Source organism: Rhodopirellula islandica (assembly GCF_001027925.1).
Taxonomy (GTDB): Bacteria; Planctomycetota; Planctomycetia; order Pirellulales; family Pirellulaceae; genus Rhodopirellula; species Rhodopirellula islandica.
Map to the genome: position 1 here is coordinate 467883 of NZ_LECT01000044.1, position 21504 is coordinate 489386.

18 protein-coding genes are annotated in these 21504 nt (G+C 57.0%); 12 read left to right on the forward strand and 6 right to left on the reverse strand.

Features of this window, described 5'->3' with window-relative positions; translation table 11 throughout:
• The first annotated feature begins 4 nt into the window (after positions 1 to 4).
• The 5 genes from rfbC to RISK_RS23035 all read left to right on the forward strand — a co-directional run bounded on the left by rfbC (position 5) and on the right by RISK_RS23035 (position 4491).
• Positions 5 to 568 (forward strand): dTDP-4-dehydrorhamnose 3,5-epimerase, encoded by a 564-nt coding sequence (gene rfbC / locus RISK_RS23015; protein WP_047816607.1) that lies wholly within the window; start codon positions 5 to 7, stop codon positions 566 to 568.
• The gene (locus RISK_RS23020; RefSeq protein WP_047816608.1) at positions 565 to 1791 is read left to right on the forward strand and encodes a class I SAM-dependent methyltransferase; all 1227 of its coding nucleotides are present in this window, start codon (positions 565 to 567) and stop codon (positions 1789 to 1791) included. The genes rfbC and RISK_RS23020 overlap by 4 nt, the downstream gene beginning before the upstream one ends.
• Positions 1788 to 2897 (forward strand): DegT/DnrJ/EryC1/StrS family aminotransferase, encoded by a 1110-nt coding sequence (locus tag RISK_RS23025; RefSeq protein ID WP_047816609.1) that lies wholly within the window; start codon positions 1788 to 1790, stop codon positions 2895 to 2897. The genes RISK_RS23020 and RISK_RS23025 overlap by 4 nt, the downstream gene beginning before the upstream one ends.
• Before the next feature lie 10 nt (positions 2898 to 2907).
• Positions 2908 to 3567, forward strand: coding sequence for an acetyltransferase (locus RISK_RS23030; RefSeq protein ID WP_261340233.1), 660 nt, complete (start codon positions 2908 to 2910; stop codon positions 3565 to 3567).
• 174 nt (positions 3568 to 3741) lie between these two features.
• On the forward strand, positions 3742 to 4491 hold the full coding sequence (locus tag RISK_RS23035) for a cephalosporin hydroxylase family protein (protein WP_047816611.1): 750 nt from the start codon (positions 3742 to 3744) through the stop codon (positions 4489 to 4491).
• 123 nt (positions 4492 to 4614) lie between these two features.
• On the opposite strand, the gene RISK_RS23040 is transcribed toward RISK_RS23035, so the two are convergent.
• Together RISK_RS23040 and rfbF are read right to left on the reverse strand one after the other, a co-directional pair.
• Positions 4615 to 5676: a GDP-mannose 4,6-dehydratase gene (locus RISK_RS23040; protein WP_047816612.1), complete on the reverse strand. Its 1062-nt coding sequence runs from the start codon at positions 5674 to 5676 to the stop codon at positions 4615 to 4617.
• Positions 5677 to 5760: 84 nt separating this feature from the next.
• The gene (rfbF, locus tag RISK_RS23045; protein WP_047816613.1) at positions 5761 to 6585 is read right to left on the reverse strand and encodes a glucose-1-phosphate cytidylyltransferase; all 825 of its coding nucleotides are present in this window, start codon (positions 6583 to 6585) and stop codon (positions 5761 to 5763) included.
• A gap of 280 nt (positions 6586 to 6865) precedes the next feature.
• On the opposite strand from rfbF, the gene RISK_RS23050 reads away from it, so the two are divergent.
• A complete protein-coding gene (locus RISK_RS23050) occupies positions 6866 to 8125 on the forward strand; it encodes a glycosyltransferase family 2 protein (protein WP_047816614.1) in 1260 nt (419 codons plus the stop codon).
• Positions 8126 to 8245: 120 nt separating this feature from the next.
• Here the strand turns inward: RISK_RS23050 and RISK_RS23055 are convergent, their stop codons facing one another.
• Both RISK_RS23055 and RISK_RS23060 read right to left on the reverse strand, forming a co-directional pair.
• A complete protein-coding gene (locus RISK_RS23055) occupies positions 8246 to 9856 on the reverse strand; it encodes a glycine--tRNA ligase (protein ID WP_047816748.1) in 1611 nt (536 codons plus the stop codon).
• A gap of 181 nt (positions 9857 to 10037) precedes the next feature.
• Positions 10038 to 10964 (reverse strand): tetratricopeptide repeat protein, encoded by a 927-nt coding sequence (locus RISK_RS23060; protein ID WP_236696600.1) that lies wholly within the window; start codon positions 10962 to 10964, stop codon positions 10038 to 10040.
• Positions 10965 to 11171: 207 nt separating this feature from the next.
• Here RISK_RS23060 and lpxD point away from each other — a divergent pair, with 207 nt between their 5' ends.
• From lpxD to RISK_RS23090, 6 genes are read left to right on the forward strand one after another with little or no spacing between them, the layout of a single operon-like run.
• Positions 11172 to 12314, forward strand: coding sequence for a UDP-3-O-(3-hydroxymyristoyl)glucosamine N-acyltransferase (lpxD, locus tag RISK_RS23065; protein ID WP_047816615.1), 1143 nt, complete (start codon positions 11172 to 11174; stop codon positions 12312 to 12314).
• Between the two features lie 51 nt (positions 12315 to 12365).
• The gene (locus tag RISK_RS23070) at positions 12366 to 13340 is read left to right on the forward strand and encodes an LpxI family protein (protein WP_047816750.1); all 975 of its coding nucleotides are present in this window, start codon (positions 12366 to 12368) and stop codon (positions 13338 to 13340) included.
• A 4-nt stretch (positions 13341 to 13344) separates the two neighbouring features.
• Positions 13345 to 14352, forward strand: coding sequence for a 4-(cytidine 5'-diphospho)-2-C-methyl-D-erythritol kinase (locus RISK_RS23075; protein WP_047816616.1), 1008 nt, complete (start codon positions 13345 to 13347; stop codon positions 14350 to 14352).
• Positions 14353 to 14361: 9 nt separating this feature from the next.
• On the forward strand, positions 14362 to 15069 hold the full coding sequence (locus RISK_RS23080; protein WP_047816617.1) for a septation protein SpoVG family protein: 708 nt from the start codon (positions 14362 to 14364) through the stop codon (positions 15067 to 15069).
• Positions 15062 to 15379: a hypothetical protein gene (locus tag RISK_RS23085; RefSeq protein ID WP_047816618.1), complete on the forward strand. Its 318-nt coding sequence runs from the start codon at positions 15062 to 15064 to the stop codon at positions 15377 to 15379. Before RISK_RS23080 ends, RISK_RS23085 begins: the two co-directional genes overlap by 8 nt.
• A complete protein-coding gene (locus RISK_RS23090; protein WP_047816619.1) occupies positions 15376 to 16884 on the forward strand; it encodes a methyltransferase RsmF C-terminal domain-like protein in 1509 nt (502 codons plus the stop codon). Before RISK_RS23085 ends, RISK_RS23090 begins: the two co-directional genes overlap by 4 nt.
• 31 nt (positions 16885 to 16915) lie before the next feature.
• On the opposite strand, the gene RISK_RS23095 is transcribed toward RISK_RS23090, so the two are convergent.
• On the reverse strand, positions 16916 to 17413 hold the full coding sequence (locus RISK_RS23095; protein WP_047816620.1) for a hypothetical protein: 498 nt from the start codon (positions 17411 to 17413) through the stop codon (positions 16916 to 16918).
• Complete coding sequence (locus RISK_RS23100) at positions 17410 to 21273, reverse strand: S1 RNA-binding domain-containing protein (protein WP_047816621.1); 3864 nt, start codon at positions 21271 to 21273, stop codon at positions 17410 to 17412. Before RISK_RS23100 ends, RISK_RS23095 begins: the two co-directional genes overlap by 4 nt.
• Between the last annotated feature and the right edge of the window lie 231 nt (positions 21274 to 21504).

A 21504-nucleotide genomic window follows, 5' to 3' on the forward strand; every position in this document is an offset into this window, starting at 1 on the left:
ACCTATGACCAATCGCTTTCAGATTCACACGACGCCACTCGAAGACTTGAATGTTCTTGAGCGAAAGCCGATCGGTGATCACCGTGGTTTCCTGGAACGAATGCATTGCAATGCGGACCTTGAAGAGCTACTCAATGGTTCCACGATCGTCCAAATCAACCGGACCCTCACTCAGCAACGCGGCACCGTTCGGGGAATGCATTTTCAACAGCCGCCTCATTGCGAAAAGAAGATCATCAGCTGCCTACGCGGTGAGATTTTTGATGTTGCCGTCGATTTGCGTCCTGACTCAGAAACGTATCTGCAGTGGCACGGAGTCACACTCAGCGAATCCAATCATCTTACATTCTTCATTCCGGAAGGATTCGCTCACGGGTTTCAAACTCTGACCGATGACTGTGAATTGCTGTATCTGCACACCGCGTTTTACCACGCAGAATCAGAAGCAGGTCTCGATGCGACGGACCCAGACTTGGCCATTGAGTGGCCGCTGGAATTCGCCCAACGCTCTGACCGCGACAATCGCCTTCCGAAACTTGACGATGGTTTCAACGGAATCCAACTATGAAATGCCGACATTGCCATCATCCGCTGACGCTTCCGTTTGTCGACTTGGGCAGCGCCCCGCCATCCAACGCCTATCTCACGAAGGAATCACTGCTATCGCCGGAAAAGTGGTTTCCGCTGCGTGTCTTGGTATGTGATCAATGTTGGTTGGTTCAAACCGAAGACTTCTCCAATGCAGAAGAGCTGTTTGATTCTCAGTACGCGTATTTCAGCGGTTTCTCGACCAGTTGGTTAACGCACAGCGAGAAGTATGTTCACGAGATGATTGAGCGATTCTCGCTCAACCAGAATAGTCATGTTGTCGAGGTCGCCGCCAATGACGGTTACCTACTCCAGTACGTTCAAGCGGCTGGTGTCCCCTGTCTCGGCGTCGAACCCACGGCGAGCACTGCCCAGGCCGCTCGTGAAAAAGGGATAGAAGTCGTCGAGCGTTTTTTTGGTGTTGAACTCGCGACAGAACTTGCTGGGCAAAACAAGCGAGCGGACCTCACCGCGGCGAACAATGTTCTCGCACATGTTCCCGATATCAACGATTTTGCGCGTGGCTTCAGCATCCTTCTCAAGGACGATGGCGTCGCGACCTTCGAATTTCCACACTTAGTAAAGCTGGTACAGGAAAGTCAATTCGACACAATCTATCACGAACACTTTTCCTACCTGTCACTGTCTGCAGTGCAATCGGTGTTCGAATCCAATGGCCTGAGCGTGTTTGATGTTCAGCAACTCAGCACACATGGAGGCAGCTTGCGTGTGTTCGCCCAGCGTTCAGACACGGGACAACGAGCAAAACGTCCTGCGGTCGATGAACAGCTTGAAACAGAAGCAAAGCTTGGGCTCGCCACGGCCAATTTCTATCTCGGATTTCAACAGAAAACCAATCAAGTCAAAGACGAGTTTATTCGTTTCCTCGTTGATGCCAAAAAGGCAAACAAAAGTGTGGCCGCCTACGGCGCTGCAGCCAAAGGGAACACGTTGCTGAACTATGCCGGCATTCGCCCCGACTTGATCCAGTTTGTTGTCGACCGCAATCCTGCGAAGCAGGGCAAGTTCATGCCTGGCAGCCGAATTCCGATCGTCGATGAAGATAAATTGCGTTCAACCAAACCCGACTACATCGTCGTCCTTCCTTGGAACCTCCTCGACGAAATCGCAAAACAACTGGACTACACGCGGCAGTGGAACGCCCAATTAGTGAGCGCCATCCCGAACCTGAGGATCATATGAAACCTAGGATCCACTACACCAAACCATCCATCACAGATCTCGAGGTGCGCTACGCGACAGACGCAGCCGAGAACGGCTGGGGCGCGAAGTGCTACGAATACATTAGTCGCTTCGAACAGGCGTTCCGAGAACATCTCGGTGTGGACTACGCCATTGCGACGTCCAGTTGCACCGGGGCGATCCACATGGGACTGGCGGCACTGGGAATTGGACCAGGCGACGAAGTGATCCTTGCCGACACCAACTGGATCGCCACCGTCGCACCCATCGTTCATTTGGGGGCAACACCAGTCTTTGTCGATGTTTTGAAAGACTCTTGGTGCATCGACCCTGGAAAGGCCGAGGGTGCAATCACCAGCAAGACGAAAGCAATTGTCGCCGTGCATTTGTACGGCAACGTTTGCGATATGCAGTCGTTGTGTGACCTGGGTAAACGCAAGAACCTCCCCATCATCGAAGACTCGGCCGAGGCAATTGGTTCGCAACACCGTGGCCGCCGAGCAGGAAGCATTGGGCATTTTGGAACGTTTTCGTTTCATGGGACGAAAACACTGACCACTGGTGAGGGCGGTATGTTTGTGACCAACGATGCTGACTTGTACGAGACAGTGTTGACGCTTTCAAATCACGGGCGTTCTCGCTCGCAGACCAAGCAGTTTTGGCCTGACATGGTCGGCTTCAAATACAAAATGTCAAACATTCAAGCGGCGATTGGATGTGCCCAGATGGAACGCATTGATTCGCTCATCAGTCGCAAACGCGAAATCATGTCCGCGTACCGGACCGAACTATCGGACTTGGACTGGATCTCGCTGAACCCCGAGGACGAAGGCACGGTCAATGGAGCCTGGATGCCATCCATCGTCTGCACTCCGGAATCAGGCATCACCAGCGAACTGCTAGCCGAACGATTCCGCGCCGAGAACGTTGACGCCCGAGTGTTTTTCCATCCACTGAGTAGCCTTGACTTCTTCGAAAGCCAACCGGAGAACGTCAACTCATACGACTTGCCCAAACGCTCCTTCAACCTTCCCAGCTATCACGACATTTCCAGTGAGGGCATTGCACGAGTTGTCGATGTGATTCGGGGGTTGGGGTGTGTCTGACCGGGATTATGTGATTTGGGGAAGCGCCGGACACGCTTTGGTGTTAAACGACATCATCGAATTGCAAGGTGGACGTGTCATTCAACTGTTTGACAACAACAAGAACGCGTCCTCGTCGATTCCCGGTGTGGAGTTGCTCTACGGAGAAACTGAGTTTCGAAGGTGGGTGTCTGAACTCAATGTGCCAGTTGCCTCGGTATTCGGTCTTGTTGCGATTGGCGGTTCCTTCGGTCGCGTGAGAAATCACTACCACCAAATGTTGAAGAACTCCGGACTGAAAGTGCCCTCGCTTATCTCGTCGGATGCACTTGTTTCCAAGGCTTCTGCCATCGGCAACGGTACGCAGGTTCTTCCCAATGCGATTGTCGCCAGCGGCACTCGAATTGGCGATGCATGCATTTTGAATCACGGATCGCAAGTAGATCACGAATGCGAACTCGAACACGGTGTGCATTTGGCGCCAGGAGCGATTCTGTGCGGGTGCGTAAAGGTCGGTTGCCGATCGATGGTCGGTGCTGGTGCGACAGTGTTACCAAGAATCGCCATTGGTGCAGACACGATCATTGGCGCTGGAGCGGTGGTCACGCGTGATATTCCCGATCGCGTGATCGCGTTTGGTAACCCTGCGCGTGTAGTCAGGCAAAGACGCGAAGACGAATTGGGCGAGTAGACGACATCTTGATCTTGGTTGGCATCTTGAGGTGTCCTAAAGAACATGCCACCGCCTGCCGGGAAGTCAGGAGTGGCGAGCTTGTTGCAAATCCAAACCCATTCACCTACGTTTTTACCTGAGAAGCCATCGAGAGTTTCAGCTGCAAATGGGGCATACCCGAAAGAGCAAGCCATGACACCGTACGAAGAATTTAAAGCCGAATGCGATCACGAAGTTGTGGCACAGGGCAAATCACAAGAACTGCAGGATGCGACACGCAACTGGATCCACCAGGCGAATGCTCACAAATACTCGTACCACTTCGAATGGCTGGGGCGACCAATCATCCAGTACCCGCAAGACATTGTCGCGGTGCAAGAGTTGATTTGGGCCACGCAGCCTGATTTGATCATCGAAACCGGAATCGCCCACGGTGGATCATTGATTCTTTCCGCTTCGTTGCTGGAACTCAACGCAGCATGCGGTGGAAGCCAAGACGCCAAAGTCGTGGGAGTTGATATCGATATTCGCGAGCACAATCGTCGCGCGATCGAAGAACACCCGATGTCCAAACGCATTGAAATGATCCAGGGATCCAGCGTCGCCCCTGAAATCGTCGCTCAGGTCGCCGAACTTGCCAGCGAGAAAGAACGCGTCCTCGTGTTCCTCGACAGCAACCACACCCACGACCATGTTTTAGCTGAGCTGAAAGCTTACGCTCCGATGACTTCCGTCGGGAGTTACTGCGTTGTCTTCGACACAATCATTGAAGACCTTCCCGAAGACATGTTTCCCGATCGACCGTGGGGAAAAGGCGACAACGCAAAAACCGCCGTTCACGAATACATCGGCGACAATGACGACTTTTTGATTGACAAAGCATACAACGACAAATTGCTCATCACCGTCGCGCCAGACGGATTTCTGAAGCGAACGAAATGATTCACGTTCCGGTTGTCACAGAACGTCCGCAGGTGCCATCTGATACCTGAATCGATCCGACATCGAGCTGCATTCGGGGAATGCGGCAAATCCGCCACGCGACGGCGAATTCAACGATAGCAGTCAGGCCGCAGCGATTGAACGCGTGGCTTTCGCGATCACAGGCCGCTGATTTTGATGGTGCTCGAAGTAGTCCTGATACCACTGAATCGTTCGAGCCAATCCTTCATTCAGAGCAAAATCTGGCTGCCAATTCAGCATTTCTCGGGCTTTGCTGGCATCCAAGTATTGGTGTTGGATCTCGTTCGATGCTTCGCCCAGCACGACAGGAGCAAGCGATGATTCCATTGTCGCGAGTACCTGCTCGACCAATTCCAGAACCGAGACTTGGATCTCGGTGGAAAGATTGAATGCTTCGCCGTTGAGTTCGGGCCGTTGAGCCATTTGCTCGGCCAAGTGCATGTAAGCGGCTGCGCCGTCTTCCACGTAAAAGTAGTCGCGTACAAACGAACCGTCGGAGCGAATGACGGGTGCTTCGTCTCGCAAGACGGATCGAATGGTGCCAGGGATGATCCGGTTCCAATTCAGGTCACCACCGCCATAAAAGTTGCCGCAACGAGTCACGCAGACAGGCAAGTTGTAGGTATTCGCGTAAGTCTGAGCAATCAAATCGCCACAGGACTTGCTGACGTCATACGGGTGCATTCCGACCAAAGGGGTTTCCTCTGTGTAGGGCAGCACTTTTGCATCGCCGTAGGCCTTGTCGGACGATGCCACGACAATCTGTTCCACCTTGGGGCTGCGGCGGCAAGCCTCCATCAACTTCCAGGTTCCACCAATGTTGGCTTCGAAAGTTGAGATGGGATTGCGGTTGGCGATTCCGACGATGGTCTGAGCTGCCAAGTGCATCACGGTCGACACCTCGTGTTCGCCCAGCACTCGTTCCAAGCATTCTTGGTCGCAGATATCTCCGCGAACAACGGTCACTCGATCGAGGTCTCCGCTTCGAGCGATCTCTGCATTGGGCGTCCAGTCACGGATCAGGCAAATGACATCGGCTTCCGCTTCGAGCAGTCGCTTCACCAACCAACCGCCAACCAACCCGGTCGCACCGGTTACCAGGACCGAACGATCCCGCCAAAAACTTGGCTGAAATGTTGCGCTGCTGGCATTGGAAATATCCATGATCTGCTCTTGAAAACTGAAGTCGATGTGAGTGGGGTGACGTGGGGCTTCGCTAACGGATATCTCCGCTACGCGGAAAAGGACTTACGCAGCCTTGGCTTTGGTGGGGCCAATCCGCAACCGTGGCTCTTGCACATCGCGATCCCAAGTTCGCCATGGAGCACGGTCCTCATCCCACAAACGCTGCAGGTAGTGCTTGTCGCGAAGAGTGTCCATGCACTGCCAGAACCCGTCATGACGGTAGGCGGCCAATTGTCCATCCGCTGCCACACGCTCGAGTGCGTCCGCTTCCAAACTGTCGCGGTCGGATGACAAGTAGTCAAAGATGCCCGGCTCGAGGACCAAGAACCCACCGTTGATCCAGCCCTCGCCTGAAACAGGCTTTTCAGTGAAGTGATCGACGAAGTCGCCATTCATGATCAACCCACCGAATCTCGCTGGGGGCCGAACGGCGGTGACCGTTGCCAGTCGACCGTGCGATCGATGGAAATCCAGCAGTTCCTCCACGTTCACGTCGCTGACGCCATCGCCGTAGGTGAGCATGAAGGTTCCGGAATCCAAGCGGGACTTCAGTCGCAGCAGACGACCGCCGGTTTGAGTGTCGATTCCCGTGTCAAACAAGTTGACACGCCAGTTCTCCGCTTCCGTTTCTTTGCGGGCAACCACGTTGCGACCGAAATCGATCGACAGGTCACCGGCCAAATTGTATTGGTCGAGAAAGTAGTTCTTGATGAAGTCGCCCATGTACCCGCAAGCGATATGAAACTCGTCTTGGCCATGGTGGGCGAAGTGCTTCATGATGTGCCACAAGATCGGACGCCCTCCGATCTCGACCATCGGTTTCGGTCGACTGGTGGTTTCTTCCTGAAGCCTTGTGCCGAGTCCACCGGCGAGCAATACGATCGACATTGACCATTCCTTTAGTCATCGAAGCACGAGTGAGTTCCCATGCCTTTGGGCACTCGAAGTGCGTGAAACCTTAGCGATCCTCCTCGTTCCCAACAATACCGAAATTGCTGCGGCGAATTTCGTGTGCCATCGCTTCGACATTGACCGCTCCCCTGCGTGGTTGCTAAGAGAGGTCAGATCTGTTCCGTCTCAACGCCTTTGCTTGGCCGGATTTAAGGCGTGCCTACACTCATCGGGCAGTCGTTGCTCCCGAATATTCCTCGATCATTGAGAGTTCACCGTGATCATTAGCCTCATCATTCCAACTCGGGAACGAGCTGATTACCTCAAAGAATCCGTGCAGACAGGGCTACAGATCGAAGACGATCAGTTCGAGCTCATCGTTAGCGACAATGCTAGCAATGACCACACGCAGCAAGTCACTGACGCGATCCATGATCCTCGCCTCAAGTACATCAATACCGGCGAACGCGTTTCGATGCGACAGAACTTCGAATTTGCTCTGCAGCACAGCAACGGCGACTACGTGGTCTACATCGGAGACGACGACTGCATTCTACCGGGGCAGTTTCGCTTTCTTCGACAGATCCTTGAACAACACCGTCCGGATGCATTGAGCTGGGACCGACCAACCTATGGTTGGCCCATTGATGGACATGGGAAGCGAACTGGCAGCGTGAAGTTCCAACGGAATGGCCTGTTTGGCGACCTCGAGACAATTGATAGCAAAAACGCCAAGCAACAACTGCTCGAGTGCAACCTCGGCACACTGGGCCCGAAACCTGCCATCTACCACGGCTGCATTTCGCGACAATTCTTGCGTAGCATTGAAACACAGGACGGCATTTGCTTTGCCAGCAGTAACCCCGACGTCTATGTCACGTACCAAGCCGTTTTGAGGAGCGCCCATGCACTCCATGTCGCTCACCCATTCACACTCAATGGATACAGTCCAGTCAGCACGGGTGGAGCCCACCATGCTTACAAAGCTAACGACCCTCGTTGCAAACCAGCCCAGATGTTCCAGCAGGAGAACAAGCAGGACTTTCTGTGTGACGCGATTGGCTACGCAGTGACCGTTCCTCACGCGTTCTTCTCAACATTGGAAACCATTCGCCAGATATCACCGCAGGAAATTGACAGGCCTGACTACCGAGCCTGGTATCACTACGTGCTCAACTCAGCCCGTGCCGGGGACCACGAGACAAAACAAAAGCTGGCGGAACAAATGGCGGCATACGCCGAACGGACTGGCACCCAAGCGGAGCTCGCTGAGGCGGGAGACACGAGCGTTGCCGTCGCCGGCAAAATCAAGAAGTACAGCCAGCGGATCGAAAAACTCCGCACAATGATGCATCGCAAACGGATCTCGGCGGAAATCGATGGCAAGAACAATGCACTGACCGCTGCGTTGACCTACGATCGCGTGCTAGGTGACGACTACGCCGGGATCCTGGACGGGAGTCGTTCCCAAGGTCTTTGTTGGAAAGCCGCCATGCAACGAAGTCGCGAAACGCAATCGATCGCCCGAGCCGCGTGACTACGAAAATCACAGCCTTGAAACGAAAACTCCCTTTGAGCTCATTGAATTCAAAGGGAGTTTTTATCGTTCGAGAAATTTGATTGTCGCTGGATCCGTCGATCCAGACGCCCCACCGAATCAGATGGAGGCTTTCATTCGCGACTGGATCTCGGAGACAACGTCGTCGATCTTGACGCGGGTTTGTTCCAGTGAGTCTCGGTCGCGAATCGTGACGGTTTTGTCCTTCAGTGAATCACCATCGACGGTGATGCAGTACGGCGTTCCGGCCTCGTCCTGACGACGATATCGTCGACCAACCGCTCCCTTGGCGTCATAGAACACGTTGTAGTGTTCCTTGAGGGCGCCGTAGATTTCTTGGGCGACTTCTGGCATCCCATCTTTCTTGACGAGCGGGAACACAGCGGCCTTGATCGGAGCCAGTCGCGGGTCCAATTTCATGACCGTTCGGGTTTGCATCTTGCCGTTTTCGTCCGGTGCTTCGTCTTCGGTGTAGGCTTCGCACAGGAACGCGAGCGCTGCCCGGTCTGCCCCTGCGGACGGTTCGATCACATGCGGGACGAATTTTTCGTTCGTGATGTCGTCGCGGTAGGAGAGGTCTTTGCCGCTGCCGCGATACTTGGGTTTTCCGTGTTCGTTCAGTTCCACGGTCATTGGATTGGTCGACGGATCGAGTTTGCCTTCCATGTGACTGCGGAGGTCAAAATCGCCCCGGTGAGCGATTCCTTCGAGTTCGCCGTACTCGCCTTCGGGCAAGAACGGGAAGGCGTATTCGATGTCGGCTGTGCCCACGCTGTAGTGAGCCAGTTCTTCGGTGTGGTGTTCCCGCATGATCAGCGATTCGTCAGACAAACCGAGTTTGGTGTACCAAGCCATTCGGCGATCTCGCCAGTAGCGATACCACTCCTGCGATTGATCAGGATGGCAGAAAAACTCGATTTCCATTTGTTCGAATTCACGCGAGCGGAACGTGAAGTTTCGCGGTGTGATTTCGTTGCGAAAGCTCTTGCCCGTTTGGCCAATTCCAAAGGGAATGCGGACACGTGAGCTGTCGACGACGTTTTTGAAGTTGACGAAGATCCCTTGCGCGGTCTCTGGACGTAGGAAGGTCGTGTCCTCTTCGCCGCCCAACGCACCCAAGGTGGTTTTGAACATCAGGTTGAATTCACGAGGCTCGGTCAGCGTTCCGAGTGTCTTCGCATCGGGAGCCAGGACATTGTCCGTCGAATCGAGCTTGTCCAGCGTCAGCGATTCTTTTTCGATGGTCAGTTCGTCCGCGTTCTTGGCGCGAAGTTTGAAGAATTTCATCCCACGACGACGCACTTCGTCTTCTTCTTGCTCGATTTCGGCGAGCGTTGAAACGAAAATTTTCTTGTCTTGGTATTCCACGAACCGGCCACGCACTTGGTCAAAGCGATAGCGTTTCTTCGATTCGCGACAATCCACCATGTGATCGTGGAACAGATCGTAGTGACCACTGCACTTCCAAACCTGTGGGTGCATGATGATCGTGCAATCCAGGCCGACCATTTCGAAGGTCGAGGGAGCACCAGCGGGCGTCACCAATTCGTTGTGGCCCGAGATCATGTCGTGCCACCACGCATCCTTGAGGTTGCGTTTCAGCTCCACTCCCAGCGGCCCGTAGTCCCAGAAGCCTTGGACACCGCCGTAAATTTCGCTGGATTGGAAAAGAAAACCGCGTCGTTTGCACAACGACACCAGGGCGTCCATTGATTTCATGAGAATCGGGCAGGCAATCGAGGAGTGAAGGGAAATCCGACCCTACATTGTCCTCAAAATCGTTCGCTAGCCTATCCCACTGGTCCTGACGCAAAGGACAGGGAATCTCACATCAGCTGAGGGCGTTTGGAAGCCAAAATCGCAGGATTTCGGGGGGGATCCAAAGTGGCATTCAATAGCGAGACGAGCCGAATCCGGCGGGAGCGGCCATTTGGGTGCCGCCCGCATTGAAGGACGCGGCGTCGCGAGTCGAGTTGATTTGACGACTCAGGGCAGCCACGCGTTCGCTGACCATCGCCCCATTGGGGCCCAAAACGCCTCCTCCCAGCGCGAGAGCACGCTGGTAGTTCTGCAATGCCTGAACCGGGTCGTTGCTGGCTTCTCGCAAACGTGCCAGTGCCAGCCATGCTCGAGCGTTGTTGGCGTCTTGTTGCACCGCATCTTCCAAGTACTTCAGTGCCGTCTGAGGTTCGCCGTGCTCTTCGTAAAGGCGAGCCAATTCGATGCGTGGTTCGGCCAACGCCGGGTTTTGAGCGGCCCAGTTTTTGAGCAGCGTGAAAGCTCGGTCAGGACGTCCGGAGTCGACCAGCAAAACGGCCAATCCGCGATGACAGTCAATGTGATTGGGATCGTGATCCAAGCATTGGTTGTAGAGTGCCTCACTTTGACGGATCAAATTGGGGTCTTGTCGCTGATTCCCGAGTCGGTGTGAGGTGGCCGCCAAGTTGTAGTAGCCATCCGCGTCCGTCGGGTCCGACGCGATAGCCTTCTGGAATTGCTCCATCGCCGCCGTGTATTGGCCTTGGTTGTACAGAGCCGCTCCCTGTGTGTTCTGACTTCCAGCTGCCCATTGGCATCCTGTCAGGGAGGCAAACAGGGTGCCGACGATCAGCGAGGCGGTCAAACACCCCCAAATTGTCCAGCGACTTTGGCGAACGGGCTGAACATCCACGTCCGCCGAGTGGCTCTCGTCCGGATTGAAAACCCGCAGACCATTCGGGTTCGCTGTCGACGCATCATGGGCATGCGACTGCGTGCCAACCGAAACCGGGGAGGCGGGCGAGGGAGAGAAATCGTTGCGAAGAGCAGGACTGGGCATCGTTAGCGACTGGGTGCTGGAGCCATTCGGAAAACGCGCAGGTTGAACACCACCGCGCGTCATGCAGCCCTGTACTAGTCCTTTCTGACGAACCGTCGCAAGACCGACGATTCACGTTGCGTCAATTTGTAGGTTGCCGCTACAAGGAAGCCACCCACCGATCCGGACCCGCACCTCGACACACGTCACCGAAAAAGGATTTTTCAAATGGCGTCTTCCAATGGACTGTCTCTGCAAGAAATCGCCGACTTGGTCGGCGGTCAATTGCTCGACTTCAGCGATTGCACCCAAAACGATTCCGATTCGTCGCAGGATGCCGCGCGGGGGAAATCCCCCAGCGATGAAACCTCCGCCATGATTTGCACAGGTGCGGCTCCTCCAGTCGAAGCGGGCTCCCAAGAAATCACGCTGATTGATCAAGCCAACCACGTCGGACAACTGTCGAACAGCGACGCTTTCGCGGTCATTGCCCCCGAATACGTGGCCGCGTCTCCCATTCGGCTGCAAATTTTGGTGGACGATCCTCACGCAGCCTTCACCCAAGTGGTCAGCCACTTTCGTCCTGCCCTTGGCAACTCGATGCCGGTCAGCGGAATTGACCCGACTGCCAAGATTGACTCGAGCAGCGACGTGCATCCTTCGGCGGTCATCGGTGCCGACGTAGAAATTGGTCCCGGTTGCTACATTGCACCGGGTGTCACCATCGCAGCAGGATGCCAGGTCGGTGCCCATTGCACTCTGCATCCCAACGTGACGCTCTACGCCTACAGCCAACTCGGCGAACGTGTCACCTTGCATGCTGGCACCGTCGTGGGCGCACATGGCTTTGGATACAAGATGGTCGATGGACGCCATGTGCCCACCGCGCAGCTCGGGTATGTCGTGATCGAAAGTGATGTGGAAGTGGGAGCCAGTTCGACCATCGATCGCGGCACCTATGGCGCCACTCGAATCGGTGAGGGCACCAAGATCGACAATCAAGTCATGATCGCTCACAACTGCCAAATCGGTCGTCACAATTTATTGTGCAGCCAAGTCGGAATCGCAGGAAGCTGCACGACGGGCGACTACGTTGTCTTGGCCGGACAAGTCGGATTGAAAGATCACATCGCGTTGGCAGATGGCGTGATCGTGGGTGCTCAAGCCGGTGTGATGGATGACCTGGCGCCCAACCAAGTTTACTTGGGTTCACCCGCCACCCCCCAACGCGATCAGATGCAGATCATGGCCGTCCAACGCAAGCTGCCAGAAATGCGTCGCGATCTCAAACGCTTGACACAGCAGCTCAACCGGTTGTCCGCCGCTGCTGAAAATCAGCCAACAGACGCTGGCCATCGAAAAGCTGCCTGAGCGATTTTCGGTTCCCGCAACCTTGCGACTGCCATGAGCCTTGCGCCCGTTATGAGAAATGTTTCCCCCGACCCAACCGCGGTTCACGATGCCGGCGGCACAGATCTTTGTGGCCCCGTCGATCGCAATGTGCCCGAGGGAGCACCCGTTGGTTTGATTGCGGGCTGGGGGCGTTTTCCGATTTGCGTGGCGGAGAAACTGAAAGCCCTGGGGCATCCGGTTCACTGTGTTGCCATCACGGGACACGCCGGCGAAGAACTCAATGACCTCTGCGACAGCGTGATGTGGTCAGGCGTCGGGCGTTTTGGTGGTCATCTTCGATACTTCAAACGCAACGAAGTCAGCCACGTGACAATGGCAGGCAAACTGTTCAAGTCGGACCTGCTTTACAGTGGTTCGGTTTGGATTCGACACACACCGGACTGGACGTGCATCAAAACCTTCTGGCCTTGTTTGTTCGGTGCACGCCGAGACGCACGCGATGACCGACTGCTCGGCGCGGTCATCGACACTTATGAGAATCACACCATGAAAATTTGCTCCGCCACGGACTTGGCTCCCGAACTGCTCGCGAAAACGGGGCGGCTGACACGGCGAAAACCCTCGCCGGCAATTCAGTCTGACATTGCCGCTGGCTGGCAAATTGCCAAGACCATGGGCGGGCTGGATATCGGCCAAGCCATCACGATCAAGGATGGGACCATCATCGCCGTCGAAGCAATCGAAGGGACGGACGCCTGCATCGCACGCACCGGCGAGTTGTGCCGCCGTGGTGGTTGGACACTGGTCAAAGTCAGCAAACCAGAACAAGACATGCGGTTCGACGTGCCGACCGTTGGACCTCAAACCATCCAACGCGTCCACGAAGCGGGCGGAGCAGCGATCGCGATCGAAGCCGACAAAACCATTCTGCTGGACAGCGAAACAACCATCGCACTGGCGGACCGTCTGGGGATTGCTTTGGTGGCGATGAAGTCAGCTGATACGGTGGAAAACCAACTGCCATCTTCTCGAAAAGCAGCCTGAACACGTGACTGAATCTCGCTGGTATCACACGTCGCCGCCCGCCAAGCTCAACCTTTTTCTGGAACTGTTGGCGCGTCGCGAAGACGGTTTCCATGAACTGGATACCGTGATGATCGCGATCGATTGGCGAGACGAACTTCGCCTTCGCCGCACCACTCAACCTGGCGTCCGGCTGTCGGTTGATTGGATTCCAAATCGCGCAGCCGTCGCCAATGAGTTGCAGGTCAGTGAAGACGACGAACTCTTGTTCATTCCAACGGATGGCAAAAACTTGGTCGTCCGCGTTCTGAATCGCCTGAGCGAAACCCTTGGTCTGGAGGGCGGCTGGGAAGTCCAGCTGAACAAAAACATTCCCAGTGGTGCGGGAATGGGAGGAGCCAGCAGCGATGCCGCCTCGGCGCTGCAATTGGGATGGGAAGCAGCCTGCGAAACCCATCCGGAAATGCCAGCCAGTTCCAAGCGAGAGCTGCTTTTGCCCCTGGCCGCCGAAATCGGCAGCGATGTTCCCTTTTTCTTAGGGGGGGCCAGTTTGCTCGGGGCTCCAAAGTCAACTGAAGGCATCCAATGTGCCCGTGCAACGGGTCGCGGTGAGAAACTGGAGTTCTTCCCATTAGCCAATCCGCTGCACGCAGTCGTCCTTTACCCAGCGGCAAGTGTATCAACTGCAAAGGTTTATTCTCGGTGCACCGTCCCTGATTCACCCCGTTCCAGCGATGATTTGGTGCTCGCATTGCAAGGAATGTCCGCCGAAACCACGTTTTCATTGCATAACACCTTGGAAGCGCCCGCACGCGGGCTTTCATCGCGCATCGATCCCGCCCTAGAATGTCTGTCGAAGGCTGGACTGACACATTGCCACATGACGGGCAGCGGTTCGGCTTGCTTCGCTTTGGCTGACTCGTCGCAACAAGCAGCACTCGCTGCGAAAACGCTGCGTTCGACTTTTCCAGGCGGCGCATTGATCCGACCGGTTATGAGTTGTGTGGTGCCGTCGGAGATCCACATCGCATAAGGGGACGTCGTGGAAATTACCGAGATTCGCATCAAGCTGATGGAAGGTTCGGAGGACCGTCTGCGGGCGTTTTGCTCGATCACCATTGATCAGTCGTTTGTCGTTCGTGATCTGAAAATCATCGACGGAACGAGCGGCCCCTTCGTTGCGATGCCCAGTCGCAAACTGACGGGGCACTGTGGGCGTTGCAGTTCCAAGAATCACCTGCGCGCAGCCTACTGCAATCACTGCGGCGCCAAACTGAGCGGCCACAACGCCAATTCGCCTCAAAAGCTGTATGCGGACGTCGCACACCCGATCAACAGCGAATGCCGCGAAATGATTCAGCGGGCAGTGATCGAAGAATTCGAAGCAGAACTGGATCGATCGCAACAGCCTGGGTACCGGAGTCGATATGAAGACGATTTCGATGCTGGCGACTACGACGAAGCGGACTACACCAGTTCCTCGACAGACGAATCCAAATCAGACTCCAACACCGAACCGGTCACCAAACCCGTGGCGGAGGATGATTCTGAAACCTTGATCGTTCGGGGCGAACAGGGCGACGAGCAACGCATCCCACAACCTCACCTGCATCGTCGCGGCGGTGGGTCTCGCGGTTCGACCGTCACAAACTCTCCCAACCGCGATGCTGGAGGGGCCCAACCAGATCGCTCCTCGCAAGCGAGTTCGGAACCGTTCGACGATTTTGGGTCTGGCATTTTCGATGGCTGAAGCTGATTCCGTCTCCCAACCCGAACCAAGAACGGCTGCATCTCATTCGCCTCGCCCACAGGTCAGCATCGCGGTGTCGTTGCTTCTGGTCCTGATCAGTGCGTTGTTCCTGGCGGGTTTGTTCTATGCCTCGCGAGTTCCCAGCGTTCAAACGGACGTTGCGATTTGGGTTGGTGCTCAACCGCCCGAGGACGAATCCGGCAGCCTCTCGCAAGTCATGTTCATCATGTTCACTTTCACCTCGCCACTCATGATCGCAATCACGCTGTCGTTCGTGATGTCCGTCTGGAACAAGATCACAAGAACGTGAGTCGATCTCGAAAAGGCTCGAAGAAAGCCAGCCGCAAATCGCAGGCATCCTCCAAACCTTCCGCCAATCGCAAGCCCGTGGCGCTGACGGCGGAACAAGTCTCCTCCGCGATCGACCCGATTGAATTACCAGACGCTGAACTGGAGCACCTGGCAGCGGCGATGAGCCAACGTCATGCGAATGTGATGCGGGTCCGTCGAGACCGCGCTCCAACATTTCGCTTGCAACCAAGCAGCAGCGGCTCCGATTCACGAACCGACGTGCCTTGGTATCCACTCGCTGTCTCGATCCCGGATGGCTTTCACGCCTCCCGTTCCATCGACTTTGCCGCGGGGGAATTCTATCTGCAGGACGCGGGGTCACTGCTCGCACTCGCGGCCGCGGAAGCTCACACGGGCTCACTTGCTGGGCAGCTGGTTTGCGATCTCTGTGCCGCCCCCGGAGGAAAGGCAACCGGATTGTTGGAAGCAATCGGAGACGATGGTTTCCTGCTCGCCAACGAACCGATTCGTTCGCGGATCGCACCGCTGGCGTACAACCTCTCACGAACCGGATCGGATCGTTACGCGATCAGCTGCGAAGACCCGGACGCCCTCGCGGAAAAACTGCCGGGCGTCTTCGACACCATTTTGATCGATGCACCTTGCAGTGGCCAAGCCCTGCTCTCACGTGGCCGGCAATCCAAGGGTGCCGTGAACGAGTCGATGGTCGCTACCAACGCGGCCCGTCAACAACGAATCCTGGCAGCGGCGCATCTGCTGCTGCGTCCGGGAGGCACGATCGTCTACAGCACGTGCACCTTCGCGGTGGCCGAGAACGAAGACCAAGTGGACTGGATGACCCGTGAACTGGGAATGCAGCCGTCACCAGTCGCTGCCTTGTGTGACTACCAAAGCTCGCTCACGGAATGCGGCTACCGAGTGTGGCCGCATCGCGACGGTTGCGCCGGCGCCTTCGCAGCGCGCGTGAAGAAACCGGGCGATGTTGACGCCTCTGAAGACTCGGTCGAGTTCGTCGAGGATCCCTGGTTGCTTCGCCGAGGCGTTCTCCAATCCGAGCAACCGCTCGATCCCGCTTGCGATGAAGTGCTTCAATCGGTCTTGGGAGCTTTTCCGGAAAACAGCACCGACAAGGATTCAGGGCTGTTGCGACAACGAGACTGGATCGCCGAAGCGTTCTGCAAGGGTGCACCCGAGTGGGTCAAACAAGCCTGGACCATTGGCCCCGAAGTGGCGTACCGAACCGGTCAAACCTGGAAACCGTCTCACGCTTGTGCTCTGCGACACGTCGACGACGAGTTCGCAAAGGGGGCGGGACGAATCGACTTGGATGACGCCCAAGCGGCGACCTACTTGTCGGGAGGCACGATTCCGACGGACCGCCGTGGATGGCAGATTGTGCAGCATCTCGGTCGCCCACTGGGTTGGGTCAAAGCCGACGGACGCATCGGCAAGAATCATCTGCCAACGCACGCTCGTATGCAGGTGTCACCCACAAACGGCTGAGGCAGTCGGCCGCGGCGATGGTGGGCGACGCTCAGGACGTTGAGCTTTTCGCGGAGTACATCTCGGCGTACTCGATCGCCCACGCGTCGATCAATTGGCTGAACTCTTCCGGTTCCGCGTCCGCAACTTTGGCGTAGTGCGTGCGATTGAAGAGTTCACGGTTCATCACCGTGCCTTTGCCTTTCAGGTCCAGCACTCGCAAGTCGCTGTAGGGCCGAATGACCAGTTCCAAGCGGCTGTACAGGTTCGTGCGACGTCCAGCATCGAGTCGCAAATCGTCGCGGTAACACGCCGCTCCCCAACCCTCTTCGCCGAAGACCGATTCGTAGCGAAACCCGGGAAAGTGATCTGCGACGCGGCGCACAGCCGCTTCAATTTGTTCTGACAGAGACAAGCGATACGACGTGTGAAGCCGCTTCAGGTCCTCCTCTGACATCTCCTTCTTCCGTTCCTGCGAAGCTTCATGCTCCGCACGACGGCGTCCGCGAGCGATGGCCGATTCCAATCGAGACTGAAAATCGTCGCTCATTCGTCTTTCTCAGGAGCGGATGGTGAGGCGGGGGCTTCCGTTGCAGGTGCCTCTGCTTTCGGAGCGGCCGGCGGATCCGTCTGAGGTGTTTCAGCTGGTTTCACTTCCGCTGGCTTCTCGGCGACTGGTTTCTCCGCAGCAGGCGGTTTGGCAGCCGGTTTCTTGTCCGCAGGAGGAGTCGTTTGACCTTTTTCCTTGCTGAACATTTGCATCAGATCGCCGAAGGATCGCATGGGCTCATCGCCTTTGGCCATCGCATCGCTGATCTGTGGCTTTTCAGGGTCTTTGCCGATGACTTCGTAGACTTCCGGTTTCTTCGGTCCGCGACCGCGTCCGCCTCTGCCTGCGTCGCGTCCACCGGGACGACCGCCTGGCTTGCCACCGCGTCCGCCCTGAGCACCACGGCCTTGGCCTTGGCCACCACGAGCTTGCCCGCCACGTTGACCACCTTGGCCTGATCCGCCGGACTGCCCGCCTCGACCGCGTGGTGCCGACTCAGATCGCTGACCTTGTCCGCCGCCCTGTCCGCTCGCTTGGCCACCCGTCTGAGCGCCTTGGGCACCGCGTTGTCCACGACCACCTTGGCCGCCTGGGCCACGTGCACCAGGTCCGCGACCGCGTCCACCGCGATCGTTCTGGCGACGGGCTTCCAAAGCCGCTTCGCGTTCCGGCGAGATCGCACTCAAAGCAACCCGGCGACGCTTGGCATCGGTTCCGGTCACCCAAGCGGTGATGACGTCACCAACCTGAACAGCTTCGTGCAAATCCTCGACGAAACTGTCGGAGATGCGGCTCACATGAATCAACCCGCTGCAGTCCGGTGACAATTCAATGAACACACCAAATGGCATCACGCCGACGACCACACCGATGACTTGGTCACCTGGTTTGAGCTCGGCGAGCGATGGCATCGCCGTCATCACGGCAGGTGACTCACCTTCGGAGGCACCTTCACCAAAGGGATCGCACAACCAGCGAACCAGTTGGTGCGAACGACGCTTTCCGATTTGCCATTCTTTGATCAGTTTGTCGACGGCGGCCCGTTCGGGCATTGGGCGACGCACGGGTTCCGGCGCGGCGGGTGCCTCCGATTTGGTTTCGGTGGCACCTTCTGTGGTCTCGCCATCGCTCGGGGCAGCTTCTGAATCACTTGAATCAGCGGCAGCTTCCGGTGCGGGCGATTCTTCTGAAGCAGGCGTTTCGGCTTCCTCGGCACTGGTTTCTTCGGCACTGGCTTCCGCGGCAGGCTCTTCGCTGGCCGTGTCGTCGGCTGCAGGCGTCTGGGCAGCGGGTGCATCGGAAGATTCCGTCGCGGATTCGGCTGACAGCTCCGCGGTGGTTTCACTGGCCGCAGCATCTGGCTCAGCGTTTTCGGAGGCAGCCGATTTTTCCTTGGCGGCGACTTCTTCACCGGCAGCAGTCTCTTCGCTGGCCGTTGGTTCGCTGGCCGTTTCGACCGGGGCTTCGGCGCTGGTGACCACAACGGGTTCGCTGTAATCGGGCAACTCGTAGGCTGGCGGCCGATCTGGAGGCAGTTCGATGTTCAGGGCCGTCGCGAGTTTTTTCGCGAGCGGGTAGTCATCGGGATGAATCAATGTGCCATCGAGCGTTTCTTCGCTGGCGAAGACTCGCAGGAATGGCATTGCTTGGCGAGAGTTGACAACGGAAGGCCACTCAATCGCGGTCGCCAGCTCTTCGCGGGAAGCAATCAGCTTCTCTCGGCGACGCTCATCAATGGCTTGGGAGATTTCCGACGTGATGCCTGGCAGACGCTGCATCCAAGTCGTTGCGGTCGAGTTGACGTCGACGCCGCCACGGGCTGCGCCGCTGACCATCACGTCTTCCAACGCCGACAGGACGGCGTCGTCCGACAATTCGCGTTGGAACGAACCAAGTCGCAGTTTCAACGGGTCAACTTTGACAAGTGCCTGAGCGGGTTGCATGGCCGAGAATGCGATCCAAGCTGCTGCACGGAAGCGACGCGGCGTCGATTTCATCTCTTGATCGCCTGCAGGGCCACCCGCGTAGGCGTCTGCACCACTGCGATCAGCGAGCGTCCAACGCACCGATTTGTCAGCCGATTGCTTGATCAGTTCGCCAACCGCGATCATGCAAGCCCGGCGGGCAGGACCGTTGCTGATCACGATCAAATCGACGTGATGAGCATGGATCAGCTCGCCCATCTTGGTCACGGCCAGTGTTCGCATCGCGGCGGACAGCTGACACGGGATGTCCTCGCTGTGCAGCAATCGACCGTCCGAAGAAACGATCGAGGTGGCAGCGGTTCGAGGCCCAACGGCATCGATCGACATCACCACTTTGGCTTCGACGCCCCCGCGATTGATTTGCGAGTGCAAGTTGTCAGCGGCGATGGCGACCAATCGTGAAGAAGCCTGCTCTTGCAGTTCATCCCACCACGCGGCTTCTGCAGCGTCGCGAATGATCGCTTCGTTTTCGAGCACCAACCCGGACAAGCGATCCGCCAAGGGGCGGTTGAAGCCAGCGGCGGTCTTTTGCAGTTCCGCAACCAGTTTTGCGGCGTCGTAATCAAATGCACACTGAGCGACCTGGCTTCGCAGAGCCCGGCCCAGCATGACCAATTGGAAAGAGCTCAGCTTGTTGGCAGGCATGCTTTTGCCGGCCAACGGCTTGAGCGTGCTGACCAACCAGCGACGGCGACGCTGCCGCGGGGAGATTTTCTTGGACTTCTTGGGCTTCGCTTTCGCGGGCGCTGCCTTGGCTGCAGGAGCCGTCTTGGTCACCGACTCAGCGGGTTTGTCCGTTCCGGCGGGCGTTTCCGAATCAGCGGACGCTTCAGGGCCAGCGGGTTCGGTCTGTTCTGCAGCGGTGGCATCCGCAGTGGATGCTTCCGCAGCAACAGGTTCTGTGGTGGCGGTCGCTTCGGTTTCGGTGGAGTCCGAATCCGCAGCGGGTTGCTCGCTAGCAGGTGCCTCTGCGGTTTCCGCCGTCGGAGCTTCTTCGCTGCTGGCTTCGGCTGCGCTGGCTTCGACTGTGCTGCTCGCGTCGGGTGCTGCGTCCTCGGAGGCCGCGGCCTCGGGGGCAGTTGCTTCGGCGGCTGGTGTTTCGGCCTCAGGAGCAGTTTCAGCGGTCTCAGCCGGGGCTTCTGCAGTCGGTTCCGCGGCAGCGGCTTCTGGCTGTGCTTCCGCAGCGGCGTCTGATTTCTGATTCTTGGGCTGCGAATCCGATGAATCGGCTTCGGATTGAATGTGAGGATCGTGAACTTCCATCACGCGAATTTTCGCGTTGCGTGAAAGCCAGCGAACCGCGGCGCCCATGATGCGTGGATCGCCGATCAATCGCTTGGCGATGGTCGCATCCAATTTTGCCAACACACCGTCGACATCCGCTGGGGTGCTGTCCGGCGTCGCGGGGGCTTCTTCTTCCGCCGTGGCTGCTGTCGCGACCGGCTCGGCGGCCAAGGATTCCGCCAGGCTCTTCAGGTCTTCGCCGTCGCCTTTTTGCGGGTTCAGAGCACGAACCGCCAAACGCTGCGCAAGCCCCGCCGATTCGCTGGATTCTAGTTTGACGCGGCGACTCAGGCGATCGAGCAGTCTTTTTGACTGAGCATTTCCGACCGCTCGGCCGATCGCTGGATCGACCAAGGGGGTCTGCTGCCAAGCGGCTTGCAGATCCGCTCGGTACTCGTCCAGCACTTTCTGGGTTCGCACGGCATGGGCGAGGTTCCAAAGACTGGCCTCGTCGATGTCACCGAGCTCGTCACGGCGATACCGCGAAAGGAAAGGAGGCGTGTAACCTTGCTCAATCAGTGGCAGGGCCAGGCGTAAACTCGAGACCTCGCATCGCCCGCGTTGGGCGATTGCGTCCAGATCAACAGTCATCGGATGTCGGTCGCTTTGCTAGCATCGTGGGACGATTCGAATGCGCGCGTGGCAAATCTCTCTTACGAGTGATGAGCCATCGGTCAAGACAATGCGGCGATCGAATCGAAAGAAACGGTTGAGATTGAGTCGTAAGCGTCATTCACCATCGCAGATGAAGCCACATCGAGGCGGGTCGAAACACCACCACCAAGTCAGCGTCGCGAGGACCTTCGGTGAACAGCCACGAAC